The sequence below is a fragment of the Variovorax endophyticus genome, assembly GCF_025376855.1.
Taxonomy (GTDB): Bacteria; Pseudomonadota; Gammaproteobacteria; order Burkholderiales; family Burkholderiaceae_C; genus Variovorax.
Window position 1 is genome coordinate 70,621 of sequence record NZ_JAHUTH010000001.1, and the last position, 18,545, is coordinate 89,165.

The window sequence follows — 18,545 nt, forward strand, 5'->3', positions numbered from 1 at the left end:
GCATCATCGCGGAAAGTTGTGCGCGTGTGTATCGCCGGCCTCGCCGCGATGCCGGCTCCGCCGGGCCGGGAGTCTATTGGCCGCGCCGGGCCATGCCCTGCAGCAGGGGGTGGGATTGCAGGCGCTGCCGCAGCCGCGCCTTCCAGGGCGCGGGCAGCGTGGCGCCGTCGATCATCGCGGGCCATTGCTCGCGCGCGCGGCGCGCGGTGTCGCCGACCACGCGGCGCACCTGCGGCTCGTGCAGGCCGGCCGAGAAGCAGAAGGCGCGCACGTTGGCCGGGCTGAACAGGCCGCTGCGCTTCGGGGCTGCCTTGCCCGCCGCGGGCAGCAGCGGCAGCGCATGGCCCTCGACGCCCTGCAGCGCCGCGTAGGCCACGATGTCGTAGGCCGGCGCGAAGCGCGGCGAGGCGCCATCGGGATAGAGCACGCCGAAGTTCTTCAGGTGCGCATCGGGATTGCCGAGCAGCTCGTTGACCGCGAGCCGGCGCACCAGCTCGAGCACCGCCTCCTCGCCGAGCGAGGGAAAGGCCCGCATCGCGAGCGCCATGTCGAGGTAGCTGCCGCCGTACTTGTGCAGCGGATCGAAGCCCAGCACCTGGGCGAAGTCCTCGAAGTGGATGCGGCGCGCGCCTTCGCGGTCGAAGCGCGTGACGGCAAGGAATTCGGGCTCGTCGGGCAGGGCGTAGCTGTGCTCGGCCGAAATTGCGGACAGCGGCGCGAGTTCGGCATGGCAGACCGCCACGCCCGCGGCGGACGCCATCTGCAGCGAGAGCATCTCCAGCTGCGGCATGTGCGGCCGCCCGGCCACGGGCAGCTTGGCGATCACGCGCGTGCTGGCGCCGGCGCGGGTGCGCGCCACGTAGCGCCCGCCCTGGCGGCGCAGGCCCAGCTTGGGCTGCACGCCCGACACCGAGATGCCCTGCGGCATCGGCAGCTCGACCACCGACATCTCGAGTGCGTCCTGGTCCTGCGTGATGAGCCGCTGCAGGGTGGCGCGGTCCACCGACACCGGGCGCGCGCTCACCGCGCCCGGCAGGTCGCCGCCGCAGGCCGCGAGCAGCTCGAAATGGTCGTTCTCGCGGCAGCCGCGCAACTGGGCGATGTGGCTGCGCAGCACGCCTTCGGGCAGCAGGTTCTGGAAGAAGCGCGGCAACTGGCCGCCCTGCGCATTGAACAGCGGATTCTTGACGTCGCTCCAGAGGGCGGCCTGCGAGGCGGCATCGTTCGCCACCATCGACAGCGACAGCACCTCGGCCGGCGGCGCCGCGACGATCTCGGGCTCGGCCACGAAGCGGCACAGGTCGGCGTACTGGAACAGCTTGCCGAAGCGGCGCGCGCCGAGCGCGATTTCGAGGATCTTGACGTTCATGGCGAGCGCCTGCGCGAGCCGCGGCGGGCCGGGGCGCCGGGTGCGTAGGGCGGCGGCGCGGGCGACTGTGCCATGGCGGCCACCGCGGTGCCCACGCGCGTGGGAACGGGGCGGTAACCGGCATCGGTGTCGAGCGCGGCGCTGGCGCCGAAGCCCTTGGGCGCCAGCTGCAGCTCGAGCCCCAGCGCATCGACCAGCGCGAGCAGCGAGGACATCTGCGGATTGCCCTGCGGTCCGAGCGCGTTGCGCACCGAGCGCTCGGTCAGGCCCGAACGCTGCGCGATCTCGGCGCCCGTGAGGCCGGAGGCCTCGCGGCGGGCGATCAGTGCGGCGATCAGTTCCTGTTTGGTCATGGAAAGATATTACCGCAAATGCGAAAATCGGAAATATGTTTCCGATATCTTCCTTGGGCCGAGGCGAAGGCGGCGTGCCGCCCGCCCGGATTCAGCGCGGCACCAGCGTGAAGAAGGGCATCACCACGCCCATCACCCAGTTCTGTCCGAAATCGAGCGCCGCGCGCCGGTACTTCTCGTCGGCCTGGGCCGCCAGCAGGTCGAGCCGTGCAACCACCTTCGACAGCTCGCGGTCGGCCACGAGATTGCGGCCGCGTTCGCTGATCTCGGTGGCCAGCAGCAGCGGCTGGCCGTCGGGGCCGGTCTTGGAGGCGATCAGCCACAGCGAGATCTCGAAGTTGCGCGCGGCCCGATAGCTGTTCTCGGCGTTGACGCCGTCGATCATGGACTGCTCCCAGGTGTCGCCGTTGGCCTGCTTGAGCATCGAGGCCCAGCCCACCACCAGCGCGGCCACGCGGTCGCCCTGGTAACCCTGCGGCCCGGTGTCGAAAGCCAGGCGGATCGCCTCGATGCCGGTGGCGCCGTGCAGTTCGGGCAGGTCGGGTCCCTGCGTCACGGCGGTCCAGGCGCGCTGGCTGGCGGCGTCCATGCTGGCGGCCGACTTGCGCCATTCGCGCGGATTGCGCCGGTAGAGCGTGGTCTGCACGCGCCGTATCGATTCGAGGTTGTCGCGCAGCGAGAGGTTGGCGATGCGGTTGGCGCCGGACTGCAGCCACTCCTGGTTGGCATAGGGCTCGGCGCGCTGAGTGTTCTGAAACGCGCCGCAGCCGCCGAGCCCGAGCAGGGCGCCGGCGCCCGCCAGCAGCCAGGCGCGGCGGTCTTTCAGGGGAGAAACCGAGGATTCGCTCATGCCCTGACGTTATCATCCACGGCTGGGGCGGCGGCCTGCTTCAAGCGGCGGGCCCGTGCAATTTTCCTTACAAATCAATACCTTGGCGTTAATTGTTGACCTGACCTCCCGGGCCGGGACACAGTGACGCAGGACAGGCCGACAAGTCGTGCGTCTCAATTCCATCAAGCTCTCGGGCTTCAAGTCGTTCGCCGAACCCACCAACTTCCTGCTGCCGGGCCAACTGGTCGGGGTGGTCGGGCCCAACGGTTGCGGCAAGTCGAACATCATGGATGCGGTGCGCTGGGTGCTCGGCGAATCGCGTGCCTCGGAACTGCGCGGCGAGTCGATGCAGGACGTGATCTTCAACGGCACGACCTCGCGCAAGCAGGCCAGCCGCTCGAGCGTGGAACTGGTGTTCGACAACGCCGACCACCGCGCCGGCGGCCAGTGGAACCAGTTCGGCGAAATCGCGGTGCGGCGCGTGCTCACGCGCGACGGCACCAGCAGCTACTTCATCAACAACCAGCCGGTGCGCCGGCGCGACGTGCAGGACGTGTTCCTCGGCACCGGTCTGGGCCCGCGCGCCTACGCCATCATCGGCCAGGGCACGATCAGCCGGATCATCGAATCGAAGCCCGAGGAACTGCGCCTGTTCCTCGAGGAAGCCGCGGGCGTCTCGAAGTACAAGGAACGCCGCCGCGAGACCGAGAACCGCCTGGGCGACACGCGCGAGAACCTCACGCGCGTCGAGGACATCCTGCGCGAGCTCAACGCCAATCTCGAGAAGCTCGAGAAGCAGGCCGAGGTGGCCGCACGCTACAACGCGCTGCAGGGCGATGCCACGAAGAAGCAGCACCAGCTGTGGTTCCTCAAGCGCGCCGAGAGCGAGAGCGACAAGGCGCGCATCAAGGCCGAGTCCGAGAAGGCGATCAACGACCTCGAGTCGCGCACGGCCGACCTGCGCCACATCGAGAACGAGCTCGAGACCGTGCGCCAGGCCCACTACGGCGCCGGCGACCTGGTGAATCAGGCGCAAGGCAAGCTGTACGAGGCCAGCGCCGAGGTCGGCCGGCTCGAGGGCGAGATCCGCTTCGTGGTCGAGGGCCGCCAGCGCGTGGAGCAGCGGCTGGTGCAGTTGCGCGAGCAGATCGCGCAGTGGGACAACCGCCGCGTCGAGGCCGAGGCCGAGATCGAAACGCTGGCCGGCCAGGGCGTGGACGCCGAGGAGCAGGCCGTGCTGCTCGCGGCCCAGCTCGAGGAGCACGACGCGCGCATGCCCGAGCTCGAGGAAGCGCAGCAGCGGGCGCAGGACCAGGCCAATTCGCAGCGCACGGCCGTCGTGCAGGTGCAGCAGCAGATCCAGGTGCTGGCGGCCGACCAGCGCAACATCGAGGAGCAGTCGCGCCAGCTCAACCAGCGCAGCGAACGGTTGCGCGCCGACCAGAACGCACTGGCCGCGCCCGACGAGGCGAAGCTGGTGGCGATGCAGGAGCAGCTCGAGGCCGCGCAGGAAGCGGCCAGCGAGGCCGACGCGCGGCTGCAGGACCTGCAGGAAGCGGTGCCGCGGCTCGACGACGACCGTCGCACGCGCCAGCAGGCGGTGAACAGCGAGGGTGCGCGCCATGCCGAGCTGTCGGCGCGGCTCGAGGCATTGCGCGCGCTGCAGGAGAAGGTCAAGACCGACGGCAAGCTCGCGCCCTGGCTCGCCAAGCACGGGCTCGACGGCCTGCAGGGCCTGTGGAGCCGCATCCACATCGAGCAGGGCTGGGAGAACGCGCTCGAATCCGCGCTGCGCGAGCGCCTGGGCGCGCTCGAGGTCAGCCGCCTCGACATGGTCCGCGCCTTCGCCAACGACGCGCCGCCCGCCAAGCTGGCCTTCTTCAGCCCGCCCGTGGCCGGTGTGCCCGAAGGCGCCGCCAGTCTGCCGCGGCTGTCGAGCCTGCTGCGCCTCAACGACGCGGGCCAGCAGGCCTTGCTGGCCGACTGGCTGCACGGCTGCTACACCGCCGCGAGCTTCGAGGAGGCTCTGGCCCAGCGCGGCGCGCTACAGCCTGGCGAGACGATCTACGTGCAGAGCGGCCATGCGGTCAGCGCGCACGGCGTCAACTTCTACGCCCCCGACTCCGAGCAGGCCGGCATGCTGGCGCGCCAACAGGAGATGGAGAACCTCGACCGCCAGTTGCGCGCCCAGGCGCTGATCAGCGAGGAGGCCCGCGCGGCCCTGGTGCGCGCCGAGGCCGCCTACGCCGACGCCGCGCAGCGGCTGGTGTCGGCGCGCCGCGAAGCCGCCGACACGCAGTCGCGCGCGCACGAACTGCAGGTCGAGACGCTGCGCCTCACGCAATTGGCCGAACAGACCCGCGCGCGCAGCGAGCAGCTCGCGGCCGACCTCGGTGAGGTCGATGCCCAGCTCGAGGAACTGCAGGAGCGCCGCATCGCCGCCGAGGGCCGCTTCGAGGAGCTCGACATGCAGCTGGCCGACAGCCAGGAGCGCCATGCCGAGCTCGACGAACGCGTGATCGAGGCCGGCCGCGCGCTGGCCGCCAGCCGCGAGCAGCACCGCAGCCTCGAACGCCAGGCGCAGGAAGCCACTTTCGCGCAGCGCACGCTCGAGGCGCGCCGCGGCGAACTCAACCGCTCGATCGAGACGGCCTCGCAGCAAACCGTGGCGCTGGCCGACGAGGACGAGCGCGCCCGCGGCGAACTGGGCCGGCTGTCGGATGCCGCCGCCCAGGCCGGGCTGCAGGACGCGCTCGCGCTCAAGCTCGAGCGCGAGACCGCGCTCGGCGCCGCGCGCAGCCAGTACGACGACCTCACGCTCAAGCTGCGCGCCAGTGACGAGCGCCGGCTGCAGCTCGAGCGCGAGCTCGACCCGCTGCGCCAGCGCATCACCGAATTCCAGCTCAAGGAACAGGCCTCGCGCCTGGGCTTCGAGCAGTACGAGCAGCTGCTGGCCGATGCCGGTGCCGACCTCGAGGCCATCGCGCTGTCGATCGAGACCGACAAGGTGCGGCTGGCCGGCCTGCAGGGCGAGATCGACCGGCTGAACCGCGAGGTGGTGGCGCTCGGCGCGGTCAACCTCGCGGCGCTCGACGAGCTCGCGGTGGCGAGCGAGCGCAAGGTCTTCCTCGATGCGCAGTCGAGCGACCTCAACGAGGCGATCACCACGCTCGAGGACGCCATCCGCAAGATCGACGCCGAGACGCGCGACCTGCTCGGCGGCACCTTCAAGACCGTGAACGAGCACTTCAGCCGCATGTTCCCCGAGCTGTTCGGCGGCGGCAACGCCAAGCTGATGATGACCGGCGACGAGATCCTCGACTCCGGCGTGCAGGTGATGGCGCAGCCGCCGGGCAAGAAGAACCAGACCATCCACCTGCTGTCGGGCGGCGAGAAGGCGCTGACCGCGATCGCGCTGGTGTTCGCGATCTTTCAGCTCAATCCCGCCCCGTTCTGCCTGCTGGACGAAGTGGATGCGCCGCTGGACGACGCCAACACCGAGCGCTACGCCAAACTCGTGACCGCCATGAGCCGTGAAACCCAGTTCCTCTTCATCAGCCACAACAAGATCGCCATGGAAATGGCCGAGCAGCTGATCGGCGTGACGATGCAGGAGCAGGGCGTGTCGCGCATCGTCGCGGTCGACATGGAAGCGGCGGCCTCGATGGTCGAGGCCGCCTGAGGCGCGCGCACCCATGAGCAATCTCACGCTTGCCCTGGCCATCCTCGGTGGCCTCGTCCTCGCGGCCGTGATCGGCTACGACGCCCTGCGTTCGCGCCGCAACGCACCGCGCCAGCCCGATGCGGCCGATGGCGATCCGGCCGATGCGCAGCGCGCACCGTCCGACGACGGCTACGAGCCGGTGATGCACGTCGATCCGCGCCAGGTGCCGACGAACGACCGGCATGAACCGCTGTTCGATCCCGACCTGCCCGCGCCCGGCACGCTGCCGGTGCCCACGGGCGAGCGGCGCGGCGGGCTCGATCCGCTGATCGACGTGATCGCGCCGATCTCGCTCGATGGCCTGGCCTCGGGCGACGCGGCCATTGCCGCCATGCCGCCGACGCGCCGCGCGGGCAGCAAGCCGGTCGCCATCGAGGGCCTGAACGAGCACTCGCGCCAATGGGAGCCGCCCGTGCCGGGACAGCGCTACGGCGCCTTCCAGGTCGGCGTGCAGCTGGCCAACCGCACCGGCGCGCTCAACGAGATCGAGTATTCGGAATTCGTGGTGAAGGCCCAGGCCTTCGCCGACGCGCTGAACGGCGCGCCCGAGTTCCCAGAGATGCTCGACGAGGTGGCGCGCGCGCGCGAGCTCGACCAGTTCGCCAGCGCGCACGATGCGCAGCTGGGCTTCGTGCTGCGCGCCTTGCACGCGGCCTGGAGCCCAGGCTACGTGCAGCAGAACGCCGCGCGCCTGGGCTTCGTGGCCGGCATCATCCCGGGCCGCATGGTGCTGCCGACCAGCGAGCTGGGCCTGCCGCCGATCCTCGGCCTGGCCTTCGACACCCAGGCCGCATTGGCCGACGACCCGGCGCAATCGGCCATCCGCGAACTGAGCCTGAGCCTCGACGTGCCCCAGGTCGACCGCGGCGAGCAGCCCTTCACCCGCATGCGCGAGATCGCCGCCACGCTGGCGCGCGAGATGGACGGCGTGGTGACCGACAGCGACGGCCAGCTGCTGCGCGACGAGACCATGGACGCCATCGGCGCCGACCTCGAGCAGCTCTACGACACGCTCGACGCGCGCGACCTCGCGGCGGGTTCGCCGCTGGCGCGCCGGCTGTTCAGCTAAGCCGTTCCCGCCATGCACAAGGCCGCCCAGCCCGCCACGAAGCGGTCGGGCGGCCGCATCGTTTTTTCGGAAGACACCCCATGACCACGCGCGACGAAGCGGCCCGCGAAGCCGCCGACCTGAGCGAGAAGCTCCACCACAACGCCCATCTCTACTACGTGCTCGACGCGCCCGCGCTGCCCGACGCCGAGTACGACCGCATGTTCCAGCGGCTGCAGGCGATCGAGGCCGAGTTCCCCGACCTGCGCACGCCCGACTCGCCGACGCAGCGCGTGGGCGGCAAGGTGCTCGACGGCTTCGTCAAGGTGCGCCACAGGGTGCCGATGCTGTCGATCCGCACCGAGACCGACATCACGCCCGGCGGCGCCAGCAGCTTCGACGCGCGCGTGCGGCGCGAGCTCGGCCTGGCCGAGGACGGTCCGCAGATCGCCTACGTCTGCGAGCTCAAGTTCGACGGGCTCGCGATGAACCTGCGCTACGAGAACGGCGTGCTGGTGCAGGCCGCCACGCGCGGCGACGGCGAGGTCGGCGAGGAGGTCACGCAGAACATCCGCACCGTGCGCGAGATCCCGCTGCGCCTGAAGGGCAACGCGCCGCCGGTGGTCGAGGTGCGCGGCGAGGTCTACATGAAGCGCGCCGACTTCGAGGCGCTCAACGAGCGCCAGCGGCAGAGGATCGCGGCCGGCCAGAAGAACGAGAAGGTGTTCGTGAACCCGCGCAACGCGGCCGCGGGAGCGGTGCGGCAACTCGACCCGGCGATCGCCGCCGAGCGGCCGCTGAGCTTCTTCGCCTACGGCCTCGGCGAGGTCACGCCGCCGGCCGAGGGCGGGCCCGACTGCCCGACCCAGTTCGACTGGCTGCAGCAGTTCCATGCCTGGGGCTTTCCGGTGGCGATACAGACCGCGCGCGCGACCGGCGCGATCGAGCTGATCGCGTTCCACGAGAACATCGGGCGCCAGCGCGACAGCCTGCCCTACGACATCGACGGCGTGGTCTACAAGGTCGACAGCGTCGAGCTGCAGCGCCAGCTCGGCTTCGTCTCGCGCGAGCCGCGCTGGGCCGTGGCGCACAAGTACCCGGCGCAGGAGCAGATCACCGAGGTGCTCGGCATCGAGGTGCAGGTGGGGCGCACCGGCAAGCTCACGCCGGTGGCCAAGCTGGCGCCGGTGTTCGTCGGCGGCGTGACCGTGACCAACGCCACCCTGCACAACGAGGACGAGGCGCGCCGCAAGGACGTGCGCGTGGGCGACAAGGTGATCGTGCGCCGCGCGGGCGACGTGATCCCCGAGGTGGTGGGCGTCACGCCCGAGAGCCTGGCGCGGCCCGAGGGCGAGCGCGGTGCCGTCTTCACCATGCCGCGCAAGTGCCCGGTCTGCGGCTCGGACGCCGTGCGCGAGGAGGGCGAGGCCGACTACCGCTGCACCGGCGGGCTGTTCTGCGGTGCCCAGCGCAAGGAGGCGATCCTGCATTTCGCCGCGCGCCGCGCGGTCTATGTCGACGGGCTCGGCGACAAGCTGGTCGAGCAGATGGTCGATGCCAACCTGATCCGCACCTTGCCCGACCTCTACAAGCTGGGCTTCACCACGCTGGCGGGGCTGGAGCGCATGGCCGACAAGTCGGCGCAGAACCTGGTCGACGCGCTCGAGGCCTCGAAGAAGACCACGCTGCCGCGCTTCCTGTTCGGCCTGGGCATCCGGCACGTGGGCGAGAGCACGGCCAAGGACCTGGCCAAGCACTTCGGCAAGCTCGACGCGATCATGGACGCGAGCGAGGAGCTGCTGCTCGAGGTCAACGACGTCGGCCCGGTGGTGGCGCAGAGCCTGCGCACCTTCTTCGACCAGCCGCACAACCGCGAGGTGGTCGAGCAACTGCGCGCCTGCGGCCTGAGCTGGGAGGAGGGCGAGCCCGCGGCGCGCGTGCCCAAGCCGCTGGCGGGACTGACCTTCGTCATCACCGGCACCCTTCCTACGCTGAGCCGCGACGAGGCGAAGGACAAACTGGAGATGGCCGGCGCCAAGGTCGCCGGCTCGGTCAGCAAGAAGACCCACTACCTGGTGGCCGGCGAGGACGCCGGCAGCAAGCTCGACAAGGCGCGCGAGAACGGCGTCGAGGTGATCGACGAGGCGCGTATGCTGGACATACTCGCCAACGGCGTGCCTCCGGCCGCGGAATGAGAGGACGGCGTCCTCCTTACCGGCCGTTACGCGACTTCACACCAGCGCAGTCAACAGGGCCTACAAGCTGGTACGTTGAATGAACGCAGAAGGCTGACAAGGAGACCCTCATGCAGAAAACTCGTGTTCTCGGTTTATGCCTCGCCGCCGGCGGCCTCGCGCTGCTCACCGGCTGCGTCGCGGTGCCCGGCGATCCGTACTACAGCGGGGGCTACTCGGATCCCTACTATTCCGACCCGGTGGTGGTGCAGCCCGCGCCGGTCTACATCAATGGCGGGGCGTACTACGACCGCCGTCCCTATTACCGCGATCGGCCCTACTACGGGCGCCCCGGCTATCCCTACCCGCCGCGTCCGGGATGGAACGGCGGCGGCGGGCGTCCGGGCTGGGGCGGTGGCCGCCCGCCGGTCGTCGCGCCGCCCGTGGGGCTGCCGCCGCAGCGGACCGTGCCGGTGACCCCCGGCACCGGGCGTGGCGTGCCGGGCGCCCTGCCGGGCATGCCGGGCTATGTGCCGCAGAACATCGCCCCGGGCTCGCCGCACCAGCAGTAAGGCGGCCGCGAAAGGCCGGGCGCGTCGCGGGGCGCGAGTGCCGTCGCGATAATCCGCGCCATGGCCATCCACGAAATCCTCAAGATGGGCGACCCGCGCCTGCTGCGCATCGCACAGCCGGTCACCGCCTTCGACACCGACGAACTGCACCTGCTGGTGCGCGACATGTTCGAGACCATGCATGCGGTCAACGGCGCCGGCCTCGCGGCGCCGCAGATCGGCGTCGACCTGCAACTGGTGATCTTCGGCACCGACGTCGTGAATCCGCGCTACCCCGATGCACCGCCGGTGCCGCGCACCGTGCTGTTGAACCCGGTCATCACGCCGATCGGCGAGGCCGAGGAAGAGGGCTGGGAAGGCTGCCTGTCGGTGCCGGGACTGCGCGGCGTGGTGCCGCGCTTCTCGAACATCCGCTACACGGGCTTCGATCCCTACGGCGACCCGATCGACCGCACGGCCAGCGGCTTCCACGCGCGCGTGGTGCAGCACGAGGTCGACCACCTGCTGGGCAAGCTCTATCCGATGCGGGTGCGCGACTTCTCGCGCTTCGGCTACACCGAGGTCCTGTTCCCGGGCCTCGACGCGGCCGACGACGATTGAGCCGGACTACTTGTTGTTGAGCCCGAAGCGGCCGCCGCCCGTGAACGCGAGCGCGATGGCCGCGAACAGGAACATGCCCTGCAGCTCGAGCGCCCAGCCGCCCTGGCCGTTGAGGGCGCCGAGGTCCTTGCGGTGCACCAGCCAGATCGCCACGAGCATGTTGATCGCCACGATCGCGGCAGCGGGCCGCGTGTACAGGCCGATGATCAGCAGCACCGGCGCGACGATCTCGCCCACGTAGACCAGGTAGGCCAGCACGCCCGGCAGCCCGTGCGAGGCCAGCATGCCGCCGATGCCGTCCACGCCCTTGCTCACCTTGGCGATGCCGTGCAGCAGGATCAGGATGCCCAGGGCGACGCGAAGAATGAGCTTGCCGGTGTCGTCGGACTTGAACATGGTCGGGGTTCCTCGGTGATGGTTCGAAATGTTGCGAGGGCCGTATGGTAGTGAAGAAACGGCATGCATCGGACCAGGCATCCATGGCGCATGCACGGGCTTCGCATATGCATCCAACCGCCTGTTCCTTGGCGGCCCGGCGCGCCGCCTCGTACACTGCCTTTTTGCCTGAGGAGAACCCATCCATGACGCCCCGATTCCGATCCGCCTTCGCCCTGGCGGCGACCGCCGCCGCGCTGGTCGCCGCCGCGCCCGCCTTCGCCGGCAAGACCCTCGACGCGGTCAAGCAGCGCGGCAGCCTCAAGTGCGGCGTGACCAACGGCGTGGCAGGTTTCTCGGCGCCCGACACGCAGGGCAACTGGTCGGGCCTCGACGTCGACACCTGCCGCGCGATCGCCGCGGCCGTGCTCGGCGATGCGAAGAAGGTCGAGTTCGTGCCGCTCAATTCGCAACAGCGCTTCTCGGCGCTGCAGGCCGGCGAGATCGACATCCTCGCGCGCAACACCACCTGGACGCTCACGCGCGACGCCTCGCTGGGCTTCAACTTCACGACCATCACCTACTACGACGGCCAGGGTTTCCTGGTGCCGAAGAAGCTCAAGGTCACGAGCGCCAAGCAACTGAAGAACGCGACCATCTGCACCCAGTCGGGCACCACCAACGAGAAGAACGTCTCCGACTACTTCCGGGCCCAGAACATCCCCGTCAAGACGGTCGTGTTCGAGAGCTTCGAGGCCTCGTTCAAGGCCTTCTTCTCGGGCCGCTGCCAGGCCTTCACCACCGACGCCTCGGCGCTCGCCGGCCTGCGCAACAAGGAGGCGCAGAACCCCGACGACTACCTGATCCTGCCCGAGCTGATCTCCAAGGAACCGCTGGCGCCGCTGGTGCGCCGCGGCGACGACGAATGGTTCGCGATCGCCAAGTGGGTGCCCAATGCGCTGATCGAGGCCGAAGAGGCCGGCATCACCGAGGCCAACGCCGAACAGCTCAAGGCCTCGAGCAAGGACCCCGCGCAGCAGCGCCTGCTGGGCGCCGGTGAAGACCTCGGCAAGCTGCTGGGCCTCGACAAGGACTGGTCCTACCGCGCGATCAAGGCCGTGGGCAACTACGGCGAGATCTTCGAGCGCAACGTCGGACCGAAGTCGGTGCTGAAGCTGCCGCGCGGCTCCAACAACCTCTGGAGCAAGGGCGGCCTGATCTACGCACCGCCGGTGCGATGAGCCTGCGGGCCGCGGGCGGTGAACGCCGCTCGGCCTGGCTGGCCTGGGCCGTGCAGGTGCTGTTGGTGCTGGCCGTGGTGGCCGGCGCCTTCTGGGTCGTGCACCACGCGCTCGAGGTGCTGCGCGCGCGCGGCGTGCGCTCGGGCTTCGACTTCCTCAGCGAGCCCGCGGGCTTCGCGATCAGCGAGGGCTGGCTCGACTTCGAGGCCAGCCAGCCGTCGTGGCGGGCCTTCCTCGCAGGCCTCGTCAACACCGTGCGCGCCGCGGTGCCGGCGGTCGTCTTCTCGGTGCTGCTCGGTACCCTGATCGGCATCGGCCGGCTCGCGCCGCATGTGCTGGTGCGCGGCATCTGCGCCGCCTATGTCGAGCTGCTGCGCAACGTGCCGCTGCTGGTGCAACTGCTGATGCTGGCCTTCGTGATGGCGAATCTGCTGCCCGACCCGACCGAGCCGGTGCGGCTGCTGCCGGGCGTGTGGCTCAGCAAGGGCGGACTCAGCGTGCCGTGGCCGGTGGCGGGCGAGGGCGGCTGGTGGCCCACGCACCTCGAATGGCCCGAGCGCGGCGACTTCGGCGTGAACGGCGGCGCGGCGCTGAGCCCCGAGTACGTGACCATCGTCGCGGGCCTGTCGCTCTACTCGGCCGCCTTCGTGGCCGAGATCGTGCGCGCGGGCATCCTGTCGGTGTCGCAGGGCCAGGTGCTCGCGGGGCAGGCGATGGGCTTCTCGCCGGTGCAGCAGCTGCGCATCGTGATCCTGCCGCAGGCGCTGCGCGTGATCGTGCCGGCGCTCACCAACCAGGTGTTGAGCCTGGTCAAGAACTCCTCGCTCGCGGTGGCGGTCGGCTATCCCGAGCTGGTGTCGGTGGCCAACACCACCATCGGCGCGAACGGCCGCGCCTTCGAGTGCATCGCGATCATCATGGCGGTCTACCTGCTGCTGTCGCTCGTGATCTCGCTGGGCATGAACCGCTACAACGCGCGCGTCGCGCTGCGGGGCTGGCGATGAGGGTCGTGCGAGGCCCGATCGCCTGGCGGCACGAACTCTGGGGTTCGCCGCTGCGCACGCTCGCCACGCTGCTGCTCGCGGCGCTGCTGGCCTGGGCCGGCTGGCACCTGGTCGACTGGGCCGTGGTGCACGCGGTGTTCCGCCCCGATGCCGAGGCCTGCCGCGCGGTGCGGCACGGCGCCTGCTGGGGCGTGGTGGCCGAGAAATGGCGGCCGATGCTGTTCGGCCGCTTCCCCTATGAAGACCAGTGGCGCCCCGCGATCGCGGTCGCGCTGCTGTCGGCGGTCACGCTGCTCAGCGCCTGGCCGCGCAGCTGGCGCTGGTGGCTGCCGGCGCTGTGGCTGCTGGCGCTCGCGGCCTTCGTGCTGCTGATGCGCGGCGGCGCGTTCGGCTGGAGCCACGTGCCGACCAACCGCTGGGGCGGCCTGCCGCTGACCATCGGGCTCGCGGTGGTCGGGCTGGCGCTGGCCTTTCCGCTCGCGCTGCTGCTGGCGCTCGGGCGCCGCTCGGGCTGGCCGGTGGTGCGCACGCTCTGCGCGAGCTACATCGAGCTGGTGCGCGGCGTGCCGCTGATCTCGGTGCTGTTCATGGCCTCGTTCCTGCTGCCGCTGCTGTGGCCCGCGGGCTGGCAGCCCGACGTGCTGGTGCGCGTCCTGGCCGGGCTGTCGCTGTTCGTGGCCGCCTACCTGGCGGAGATCATTCGCGGCGGCCTGCAGGCCGTGCCGCGCGGCCAGACCGAGGTCGCGATGGCGCTGGGCTTCGGCCGCTGGCCGGTGCAGCGCGACATCGTGCTGCCGCAGGCACTGCGGCTGGTCGTGCCGGCGCTGACCAACAACGTGGTGGGCACGCTCAAGGACACCTCGCTGGTCACGGTGGTGGGGCTGTTCGAGCTCACGGGCGCACTCGGCCTGTCGCTCGGCGGCGATCCGACCTGGCGGCCGTTCTACCTCGAGGGCTACCTGTTCATCGCGGCGATCTACTGGCTGCTGTGCTTCGGGCTCTCGCGCTACAGCGTGTGGCTCGAGGGGCGCCTGTCGGCCGTGCCGCGCGTGGTCCAGGCCGAGCCGGCCTGAGGCGTCCTGTACACTCCGCCCCCATGTCGTGTTTCCACCCCGCCTTCGCATCGAGCGCCGCCCGCATGGGCCGCATGATGCCGTCCGCTTCCGCGCGGACCGGATGGGCAATGGATGCACGAATGATTACCACCATTACCACCGCGGCCACCTGAGCACGCGCAGGTGGCCGTTCCGGCAGCCACCTGGTGATCGCTCTTCCCCCGAACGAATGAAACCCAGCTCTGGCAGCTGGGTTTTTGTTTTTGTCGTTTGGAGAAGCCCATGTACCGCGATCCCGTCCAGTCCCTAGAAACCGTCGTGCCCAGCCAGGCCATGCGAGCGCTGCGCGTGGGCATGATCGGCATCGGCACCGTCGGTTCGGGCACCTTCCGCGTGCTGGCGCGCAACCACGACCAGATCGCCGCGCGCGCCGGTCGCGGCATCGAGATCGTCATCGTGGCCGCGCGCAACCTCGCGCGCGCCGCGGGCATCGTGGGCGAGGGCGTGGCGCTCACCGACGATGCGATGCGCGTCGCGACCCATCCCGAGCTCGACGTGGTGGTCGAGGTGGCCGGCGGCACCGGCGCGGCGCGCGACTGGGTGCTGGCCGCGATCGCCCACGGCAAGCACGTGGTGACGGCCAACAAGGCGCTGCTGGCCGAGCATGGCGGCGAGATCTTCGAGGCCGCGCGCCGCCACGGCGTGGCGGTGGCCTACGAGGGTGCGGTGGCGGTCAGCATCCCGATCGTGAAGGCGCTGCGCGAAGGCCTCGTGGCCAACCGCATCGAATGGGTGGCGGGCATCGTCAACGGCACCACCAACTTCATCCTGAGCAAGATGCGCGACGAGGGCCTGGACTTCGGGGCCGCGCTCGCGCAGGCCCAGGCGCTCGGCTATGCCGAGGCCGATCCGACCTTCGACATCGAAGGCATCGACGCGGCCCACAAGCTCACGCTGCTCGCGGCCAATGCCTTCGGCATGCCGCTGCGCTTCGCCGACGTGCAGGCCGAGGGCATCACGGCGCTGCAGGGGCTGGACGTGGCCTGCGCCGAGCAGCTGGGCTTTCGCGTCAAGCTGCTGGGCGTGGCGCGCCGCCGCGAGGAGGGCGTCGAGCTGCGCGTGCAGCCCGCGCTGGTGCCCGCCGAGCACCTGATGGCGCATGTGAACGGCTCGATGAACGCGGTGATGGTCAAGGGCGATGCCTCGGGCGTGACGATGTACTACGGCGCCGGTGCCGGCTCGGAGCAGACCGCCTCGGCCGTGATCGCCGACCTGGTGGACGTGGCCCGGCTGGCCGGCACCCCGGCCGCGCAGCGCGTGCCGCACCTGGGCTTCCATGCGCATGCGATGAATGCGCTCGAGGTGCTGCCGCGCGCGGCGGTGCGCAGCGCGCACTACCTGCGCGTACCGGTGCACGCGGCCGGCGGCATCGAGTCCGTCACGGCCTGGCTCGCGAGCCAGCAGGTGCCCTTGCGGCGGGTGACGCTGGCCGCGCCCTGCGCGGCCGGTGCGCAGGTGCTGGTGCTGACCGAGCCGATGGCGCAGGGCGCGCTCGATCTCGCGGTGCATGCGCTGCAGTCGCACCCGGCCGTGGCCGGCGCGGTCGCGACGCTGCGCGTGGAGATGCTGGAGGCTTGACGCGCGTTCAGGCGGCCCGTGCGGGCAGGCTGCGGGGTGCGCGCGGTGCCCCGTCGTCGAGTTGCCCCAGTGCCAGCGCGGCGGCGCGCGGCCGTTGCGTGACCAGGCTCACGGCCACCACCACCGCCGCATTGATCGCCATCGCGATCAACCCGGCCTCCCATTGCGGCAGCGCGGTGGCCCAGAACTTCGCGGCCGGCGGCGCGAGCAGGGCCGCGAAACCCGCGATCAGCCCGGCCAGCACGCCGAGCGCGCTGGTGCGCTTCCAGAGGAAGCCGAGGAACACGCCGGGCGCCAGCATGCCGATGGCCGAATAGGCGTCGAGCAGGATCTTCACCAGCGAGCCCTTCTGGCTGATCGACAACCACACGGCGATCGCCGCGAAGCACGCCAGCGAGCCGCGCGACAGCGCCAGCGCCGCGCCTTCGCCGAGCGCGGGCCTGAAGGGCCGCACCACGTTGCGCGTGAAGATCGAGCCGGCCGTCAGCAGCAGCAGCGAGCCCGGCGCCAGTGCCAGCAGGAAGCCGGTGCCAGTGAGCAGGCCCACGGTCCAGGCCGGATAGCGGTCGGACACGAACTGCAGCAGCGCCGCGTTGAGGTTGCCGCCCGGCGGCTGCGTGCCCGCGATCAGCGCCGCGAAGCCCAGCAGGATGATGAAGAAATAGGCCAGCGAGTAGATCGGCTGCCAGATCGCGTTGCGCCGGATCGCGGTGGCGCTGTGCGCCGTGTACGACATCTGGAACAGGTGCGGGAACACCCAGTTGCCCAGCGCGATGTTGATGGCCGAGGTCATGAGCCAGATCGCGGTGGTCGGCGAACTCGCATCGAGGCCCGGGAAGCTGCCGATGCCCGGATGTTTCGCCTCGGCCAGCGCGAACAGGTCGAGCAGCGAGGCCGCGCCCACCTTGCTCGCCACCGTCACGCTCAGCAGCACCACGACCAGCACCATCAGCACGTCCTTCACGCCGGCCGCGAAGGCCGCCGAGCGCACGCCGGCCACGAACACGAAGGCGATCATCAACAGGCCCGCGCCGATGGTCGCGGCCTCGCTCGACACCGCGCCGTCGAGCGTGAGCTGCACGATCAGGCCCAGGCTCACGAGCTGGATCTGCACGTAGACCACCAGCGAGGCGATGCCGACCACGCCGGTGAGCACGCCGAGCCAGGGCGCCTCGTAGCGCGCGGCGAAGAAGTCGGATTGCGTGAGCAGGCGCCCGATGCGCCCCGCGCGCCAGATCTTCGGCATCAGCCAGTAGCCGACCGCATAGCTCATCGACACCGAGCAGAAGGCCAGGTAGGCCGGCGCGCCCAGCGCCCAGGCGTAGCCCGAGATGCCGAGCACCGCGAAGGTGGTGTAGACCTCGCCCGCGTTCATGAACCAGAACAGCAGGGTGCCGAGGCTGCGGCCGCCGACGGCCCATTCGGCCAGGGTGGCGGCGCGCCGGGTGCGGCGGCCATAGGCGATGGCGCCCGCGACCGTGGCGAGCAGGATGGCCAGGACGATCGCGAGCTTCATCGCGCGCTCCCGTGGCCGTCGGTGCCGGCGTCCTGGTGCCGCGCGAGGAAGTCGGCTTCCTCGTCCTCCACGCCATGGCGCGCGTCGAGCCGGAACACCAGCGCGATCGCCACGCTCGTGAGCACGATGCCCGCCATCTGCCAGGCCATCGGGAACGGCAGGCCGAAGGGCCGCAGCGCGATGTCGTTGACCACGGGCGCGAGGCCGGCCTGCCAGACGAAGGGAAAGGCCAGCAGCCATCGGTAGGCGCGGCGGCGCGGAGGCGATGCGGTGGAGGAGGGAGACGGGCCGGCCATTCGAAACTCCTGTGAAGTGCTGCTGCACGAGATGGGCGCGGAGTGTGCAGCGAAAGTGCACGGAATACAAGCGGGGCGAGTTCGGGTTTTCCTTGTAAATAACGCATCGATCCTGGGCGTTCAGCCAGCTTGACGTGCACCGTCATGGCACATAGCATTGCCTCATTCGTGCTGTCACACTGCACAAAGGAAATTCCCACCCATGATCGGCGAACGGCTCAAGGAACTGCGCACCGCGCGCGGCCTCTCGTTGCGCGAGCTCGCGGCCCAGGCCGGCGTGTCGGCCACCTTGCTGAGCCAGATCGAGCGCGCGGTCACCGACCCCAGCCTCGAAACCCTGCGCCGGCTCGCGGGCGTGTTCGGCGAATCGGTGTCCTCGCTGTTCTCCGACCCCGCGCCGCCCACCGTCTGGGTCAGCCGGCCGGGACGGCGCGCGATGCTCACGGCGCCGCAGGGCCAGGTCGCCTACGAGCGGCTGACCGCCGGCGTGGGCCAGCTCGAGGTGCTGCGCGCGGTGCTGCAGCCGGGCCAGATGTCGGCCGACGAACCGCGCGGCCATGCCTCGGCCGAGTGCGTTTACGTGGTGGCCGGCGCGCTGGTGGCGCAGGTCGCGGGCGTCGACTACCCGGTGCAGGCCGGCGAGAGCATCTCCTTCGACGCGCGGCTGCCGCATCGCTACATGAACGCCTCGCAGGCGCCGACCGAAATCATCCTGTCGGTGACGCCGCCCAATCCCTGAGCAGGAGCC

16 protein-coding genes are annotated in these 18,545 nt (G+C 70.5%); 10 read left to right on the forward strand and 6 right to left on the reverse strand.

Going from position 1 to position 18,545, the window contains the following annotated elements; translation table 11 throughout:
- Positions 1-73: 73 nt before the first annotated feature.
- From KV106_RS00335 to KV106_RS00345, 3 genes are all read right to left on the reverse strand, one after another.
- On the reverse strand, positions 74-1,369 hold the full coding sequence (locus KV106_RS00335; RefSeq protein WP_261205626.1) for a type II toxin-antitoxin system HipA family toxin: 1,296 nt from the start codon (positions 1,367-1,369) through the stop codon (positions 74-76).
- A complete protein-coding gene (locus KV106_RS00340; protein WP_261205628.1) occupies positions 1,366-1,722 on the reverse strand; it encodes a helix-turn-helix domain-containing protein in 357 nt (118 codons plus the stop codon). The genes KV106_RS00335 and KV106_RS00340 overlap by 4 nt, the downstream gene beginning before the upstream one ends.
- A gap of 91 nt (positions 1,723-1,813) precedes the next feature.
- On the reverse strand, positions 1,814-2,572 hold the full coding sequence (locus tag KV106_RS00345; protein ID WP_057596210.1) for a hypothetical protein: 759 nt from the start codon (positions 2,570-2,572) through the stop codon (positions 1,814-1,816).
- Positions 2,573-2,720: 148 nt separating this feature from the next.
- On the opposite strand from KV106_RS00345, the gene smc reads away from it, so the two are divergent.
- From smc to def, 5 genes are all read left to right on the forward strand, one after another.
- Positions 2,721-6,236, forward strand: coding sequence for a chromosome segregation protein SMC (gene smc, locus KV106_RS00350; RefSeq protein ID WP_261205630.1), 3,516 nt, complete (start codon positions 2,721-2,723; stop codon positions 6,234-6,236).
- 13 nt (positions 6,237-6,249) lie between these two features.
- A complete protein-coding gene (locus KV106_RS00355) occupies positions 6,250-7,347 on the forward strand; it encodes a cell division protein ZipA C-terminal FtsZ-binding domain-containing protein (protein WP_057596208.1) in 1,098 nt (365 codons plus the stop codon).
- A gap of 80 nt (positions 7,348-7,427) precedes the next feature.
- Positions 7,428-9,521, forward strand: coding sequence for an NAD-dependent DNA ligase LigA (gene ligA, locus KV106_RS00360; RefSeq protein WP_261205631.1), 2,094 nt, complete (start codon positions 7,428-7,430; stop codon positions 9,519-9,521).
- A 110-nt stretch (positions 9,522-9,631) separates the two neighbouring features.
- Positions 9,632-10,072 carry a hypothetical protein gene (locus KV106_RS00365; RefSeq protein WP_261205632.1) on the forward strand — a complete coding sequence of 147 codons (441 nt, stop codon included), beginning with the start codon at positions 9,632-9,634 and terminating at the stop codon, positions 10,070-10,072.
- Positions 10,073-10,132: 60 nt separating this feature from the next.
- Entirely contained in the window at positions 10,133-10,672 is a 540-nt protein-coding gene (gene def / locus KV106_RS00370; RefSeq protein WP_057596930.1) for a peptide deformylase, read from the forward strand.
- A gap of 6 nt (positions 10,673-10,678) precedes the next feature.
- Here def and KV106_RS00375 read toward each other — a convergent pair whose 3' ends face one another.
- Positions 10,679-11,068 carry a DoxX family protein gene (locus KV106_RS00375; protein WP_057596931.1) on the reverse strand — a complete coding sequence of 130 codons (390 nt, stop codon included), beginning with the start codon at positions 11,066-11,068 and terminating at the stop codon, positions 10,679-10,681.
- A 185-nt stretch (positions 11,069-11,253) separates the two neighbouring features.
- On the opposite strand from KV106_RS00375, the gene KV106_RS00380 reads away from it, so the two are divergent.
- The 4 genes from KV106_RS00380 (at position 11,254) to KV106_RS00395 (ending at position 15,985) form a co-directional block, all read left to right on the forward strand.
- Positions 11,254-12,288 carry an amino acid ABC transporter substrate-binding protein gene (locus KV106_RS00380; RefSeq protein WP_057596933.1) on the forward strand — a complete coding sequence of 345 codons (1,035 nt, stop codon included), beginning with the start codon at positions 11,254-11,256 and terminating at the stop codon, positions 12,286-12,288.
- Complete coding sequence (locus KV106_RS00385; RefSeq protein ID WP_261205634.1) at positions 12,285-13,292, forward strand: amino acid ABC transporter permease; 1,008 nt, start codon at positions 12,285-12,287, stop codon at positions 13,290-13,292. Before KV106_RS00380 ends, KV106_RS00385 begins: the two co-directional genes overlap by 4 nt.
- A complete protein-coding gene (locus KV106_RS00390) occupies positions 13,289-14,365 on the forward strand; it encodes an amino acid ABC transporter permease (RefSeq protein ID WP_261205635.1) in 1,077 nt (358 codons plus the stop codon). The genes KV106_RS00385 and KV106_RS00390 overlap by 4 nt, the downstream gene beginning before the upstream one ends.
- A gap of 264 nt (positions 14,366-14,629) precedes the next feature.
- Positions 14,630-15,985, forward strand: a complete 1,356-nt coding sequence (locus KV106_RS00395) for a homoserine dehydrogenase (RefSeq protein ID WP_261205636.1) — start codon at positions 14,630-14,632, stop codon at positions 15,983-15,985.
- A 7-nt stretch (positions 15,986-15,992) separates the two neighbouring features.
- Here KV106_RS00395 and KV106_RS00400 read toward each other — a convergent pair whose 3' ends face one another.
- Together KV106_RS00400 and KV106_RS00405 are read right to left on the reverse strand one after the other, a co-directional pair.
- Positions 15,993-17,501 (reverse strand): sodium:solute symporter family protein, encoded by a 1,509-nt coding sequence (locus KV106_RS00400; protein WP_261205637.1) that lies wholly within the window; start codon positions 17,499-17,501, stop codon positions 15,993-15,995.
- Complete coding sequence (locus KV106_RS00405) at positions 17,498-17,797, reverse strand: DUF3311 domain-containing protein (RefSeq protein ID WP_057596940.1); 300 nt, start codon at positions 17,795-17,797, stop codon at positions 17,498-17,500. The genes KV106_RS00400 and KV106_RS00405 overlap by 4 nt, the downstream gene beginning before the upstream one ends.
- A 202-nt stretch (positions 17,798-17,999) precedes the next feature.
- Between KV106_RS00405 and KV106_RS00410 the strand changes: the two genes are divergently transcribed.
- Positions 18,000-18,536 (forward strand): helix-turn-helix domain-containing protein, encoded by a 537-nt coding sequence (locus KV106_RS00410; RefSeq protein ID WP_093342133.1) that lies wholly within the window; start codon positions 18,000-18,002, stop codon positions 18,534-18,536.
- Positions 18,537-18,545: the final 9 nt, after the last annotated feature.

Excerpts from the sequence above, each read along its gene's own strand:
- KV106_RS00405 (WP_057596940.1), bottom strand. The coding sequence starts at position 17,797 with ATGGCCGGCCCGTCTCCCTCCTCCACCGCATCGCCTCCGCGCCGCCGC.
- KV106_RS00375 (WP_057596931.1), bottom strand. The coding sequence starts at position 11,068 with ATGTTCAAGTCCGACGACACCGGCAAGCTCATTCTTCGCGTCGCCCTG.
- KV106_RS00335 (WP_261205626.1), bottom strand. The coding sequence starts at position 1,369 with ATGAACGTCAAGATCCTCGAAATCGCGCTCGGCGCGCGCCGCTTCGGC.
- KV106_RS00365 (WP_261205632.1), top strand. The coding sequence starts at position 9,632 with ATGCAGAAAACTCGTGTTCTCGGTTTATGCCTCGCCGCCGGCGGCCTC.
- KV106_RS00400 (WP_261205637.1), bottom strand. The coding sequence starts at position 17,501 with ATGAAGCTCGCGATCGTCCTGGCCATCCTGCTCGCCACGGTCGCGGGC.
- KV106_RS00395 (WP_261205636.1), top strand. The coding sequence starts at position 14,630 with ATGTACCGCGATCCCGTCCAGTCCCTAGAAACCGTCGTGCCCAGCCAG.
- KV106_RS00340 (WP_261205628.1), bottom strand. The coding sequence starts at position 1,722 with ATGACCAAACAGGAACTGATCGCCGCACTGATCGCCCGCCGCGAGGCC.
- KV106_RS00390 (WP_261205635.1), top strand. The coding sequence starts at position 13,289 with ATGAGGGTCGTGCGAGGCCCGATCGCCTGGCGGCACGAACTCTGGGGT.
- KV106_RS00345 (WP_057596210.1), bottom strand. The coding sequence starts at position 2,572 with ATGAGCGAATCCTCGGTTTCTCCCCTGAAAGACCGCCGCGCCTGGCTG.
- KV106_RS00380 (WP_057596933.1), top strand. The coding sequence starts at position 11,254 with ATGACGCCCCGATTCCGATCCGCCTTCGCCCTGGCGGCGACCGCCGCC.
- KV106_RS00410 (WP_093342133.1), top strand. The coding sequence starts at position 18,000 with ATGATCGGCGAACGGCTCAAGGAACTGCGCACCGCGCGCGGCCTCTCG.
- def (WP_057596930.1), top strand. The coding sequence starts at position 10,133 with ATGGCCATCCACGAAATCCTCAAGATGGGCGACCCGCGCCTGCTGCGC.
- KV106_RS00355 (WP_057596208.1), top strand. The coding sequence starts at position 6,250 with ATGAGCAATCTCACGCTTGCCCTGGCCATCCTCGGTGGCCTCGTCCTC.
- ligA (WP_261205631.1), top strand. The coding sequence starts at position 7,428 with ATGACCACGCGCGACGAAGCGGCCCGCGAAGCCGCCGACCTGAGCGAG.
- KV106_RS00385 (WP_261205634.1), top strand. The coding sequence starts at position 12,285 with ATGAGCCTGCGGGCCGCGGGCGGTGAACGCCGCTCGGCCTGGCTGGCC.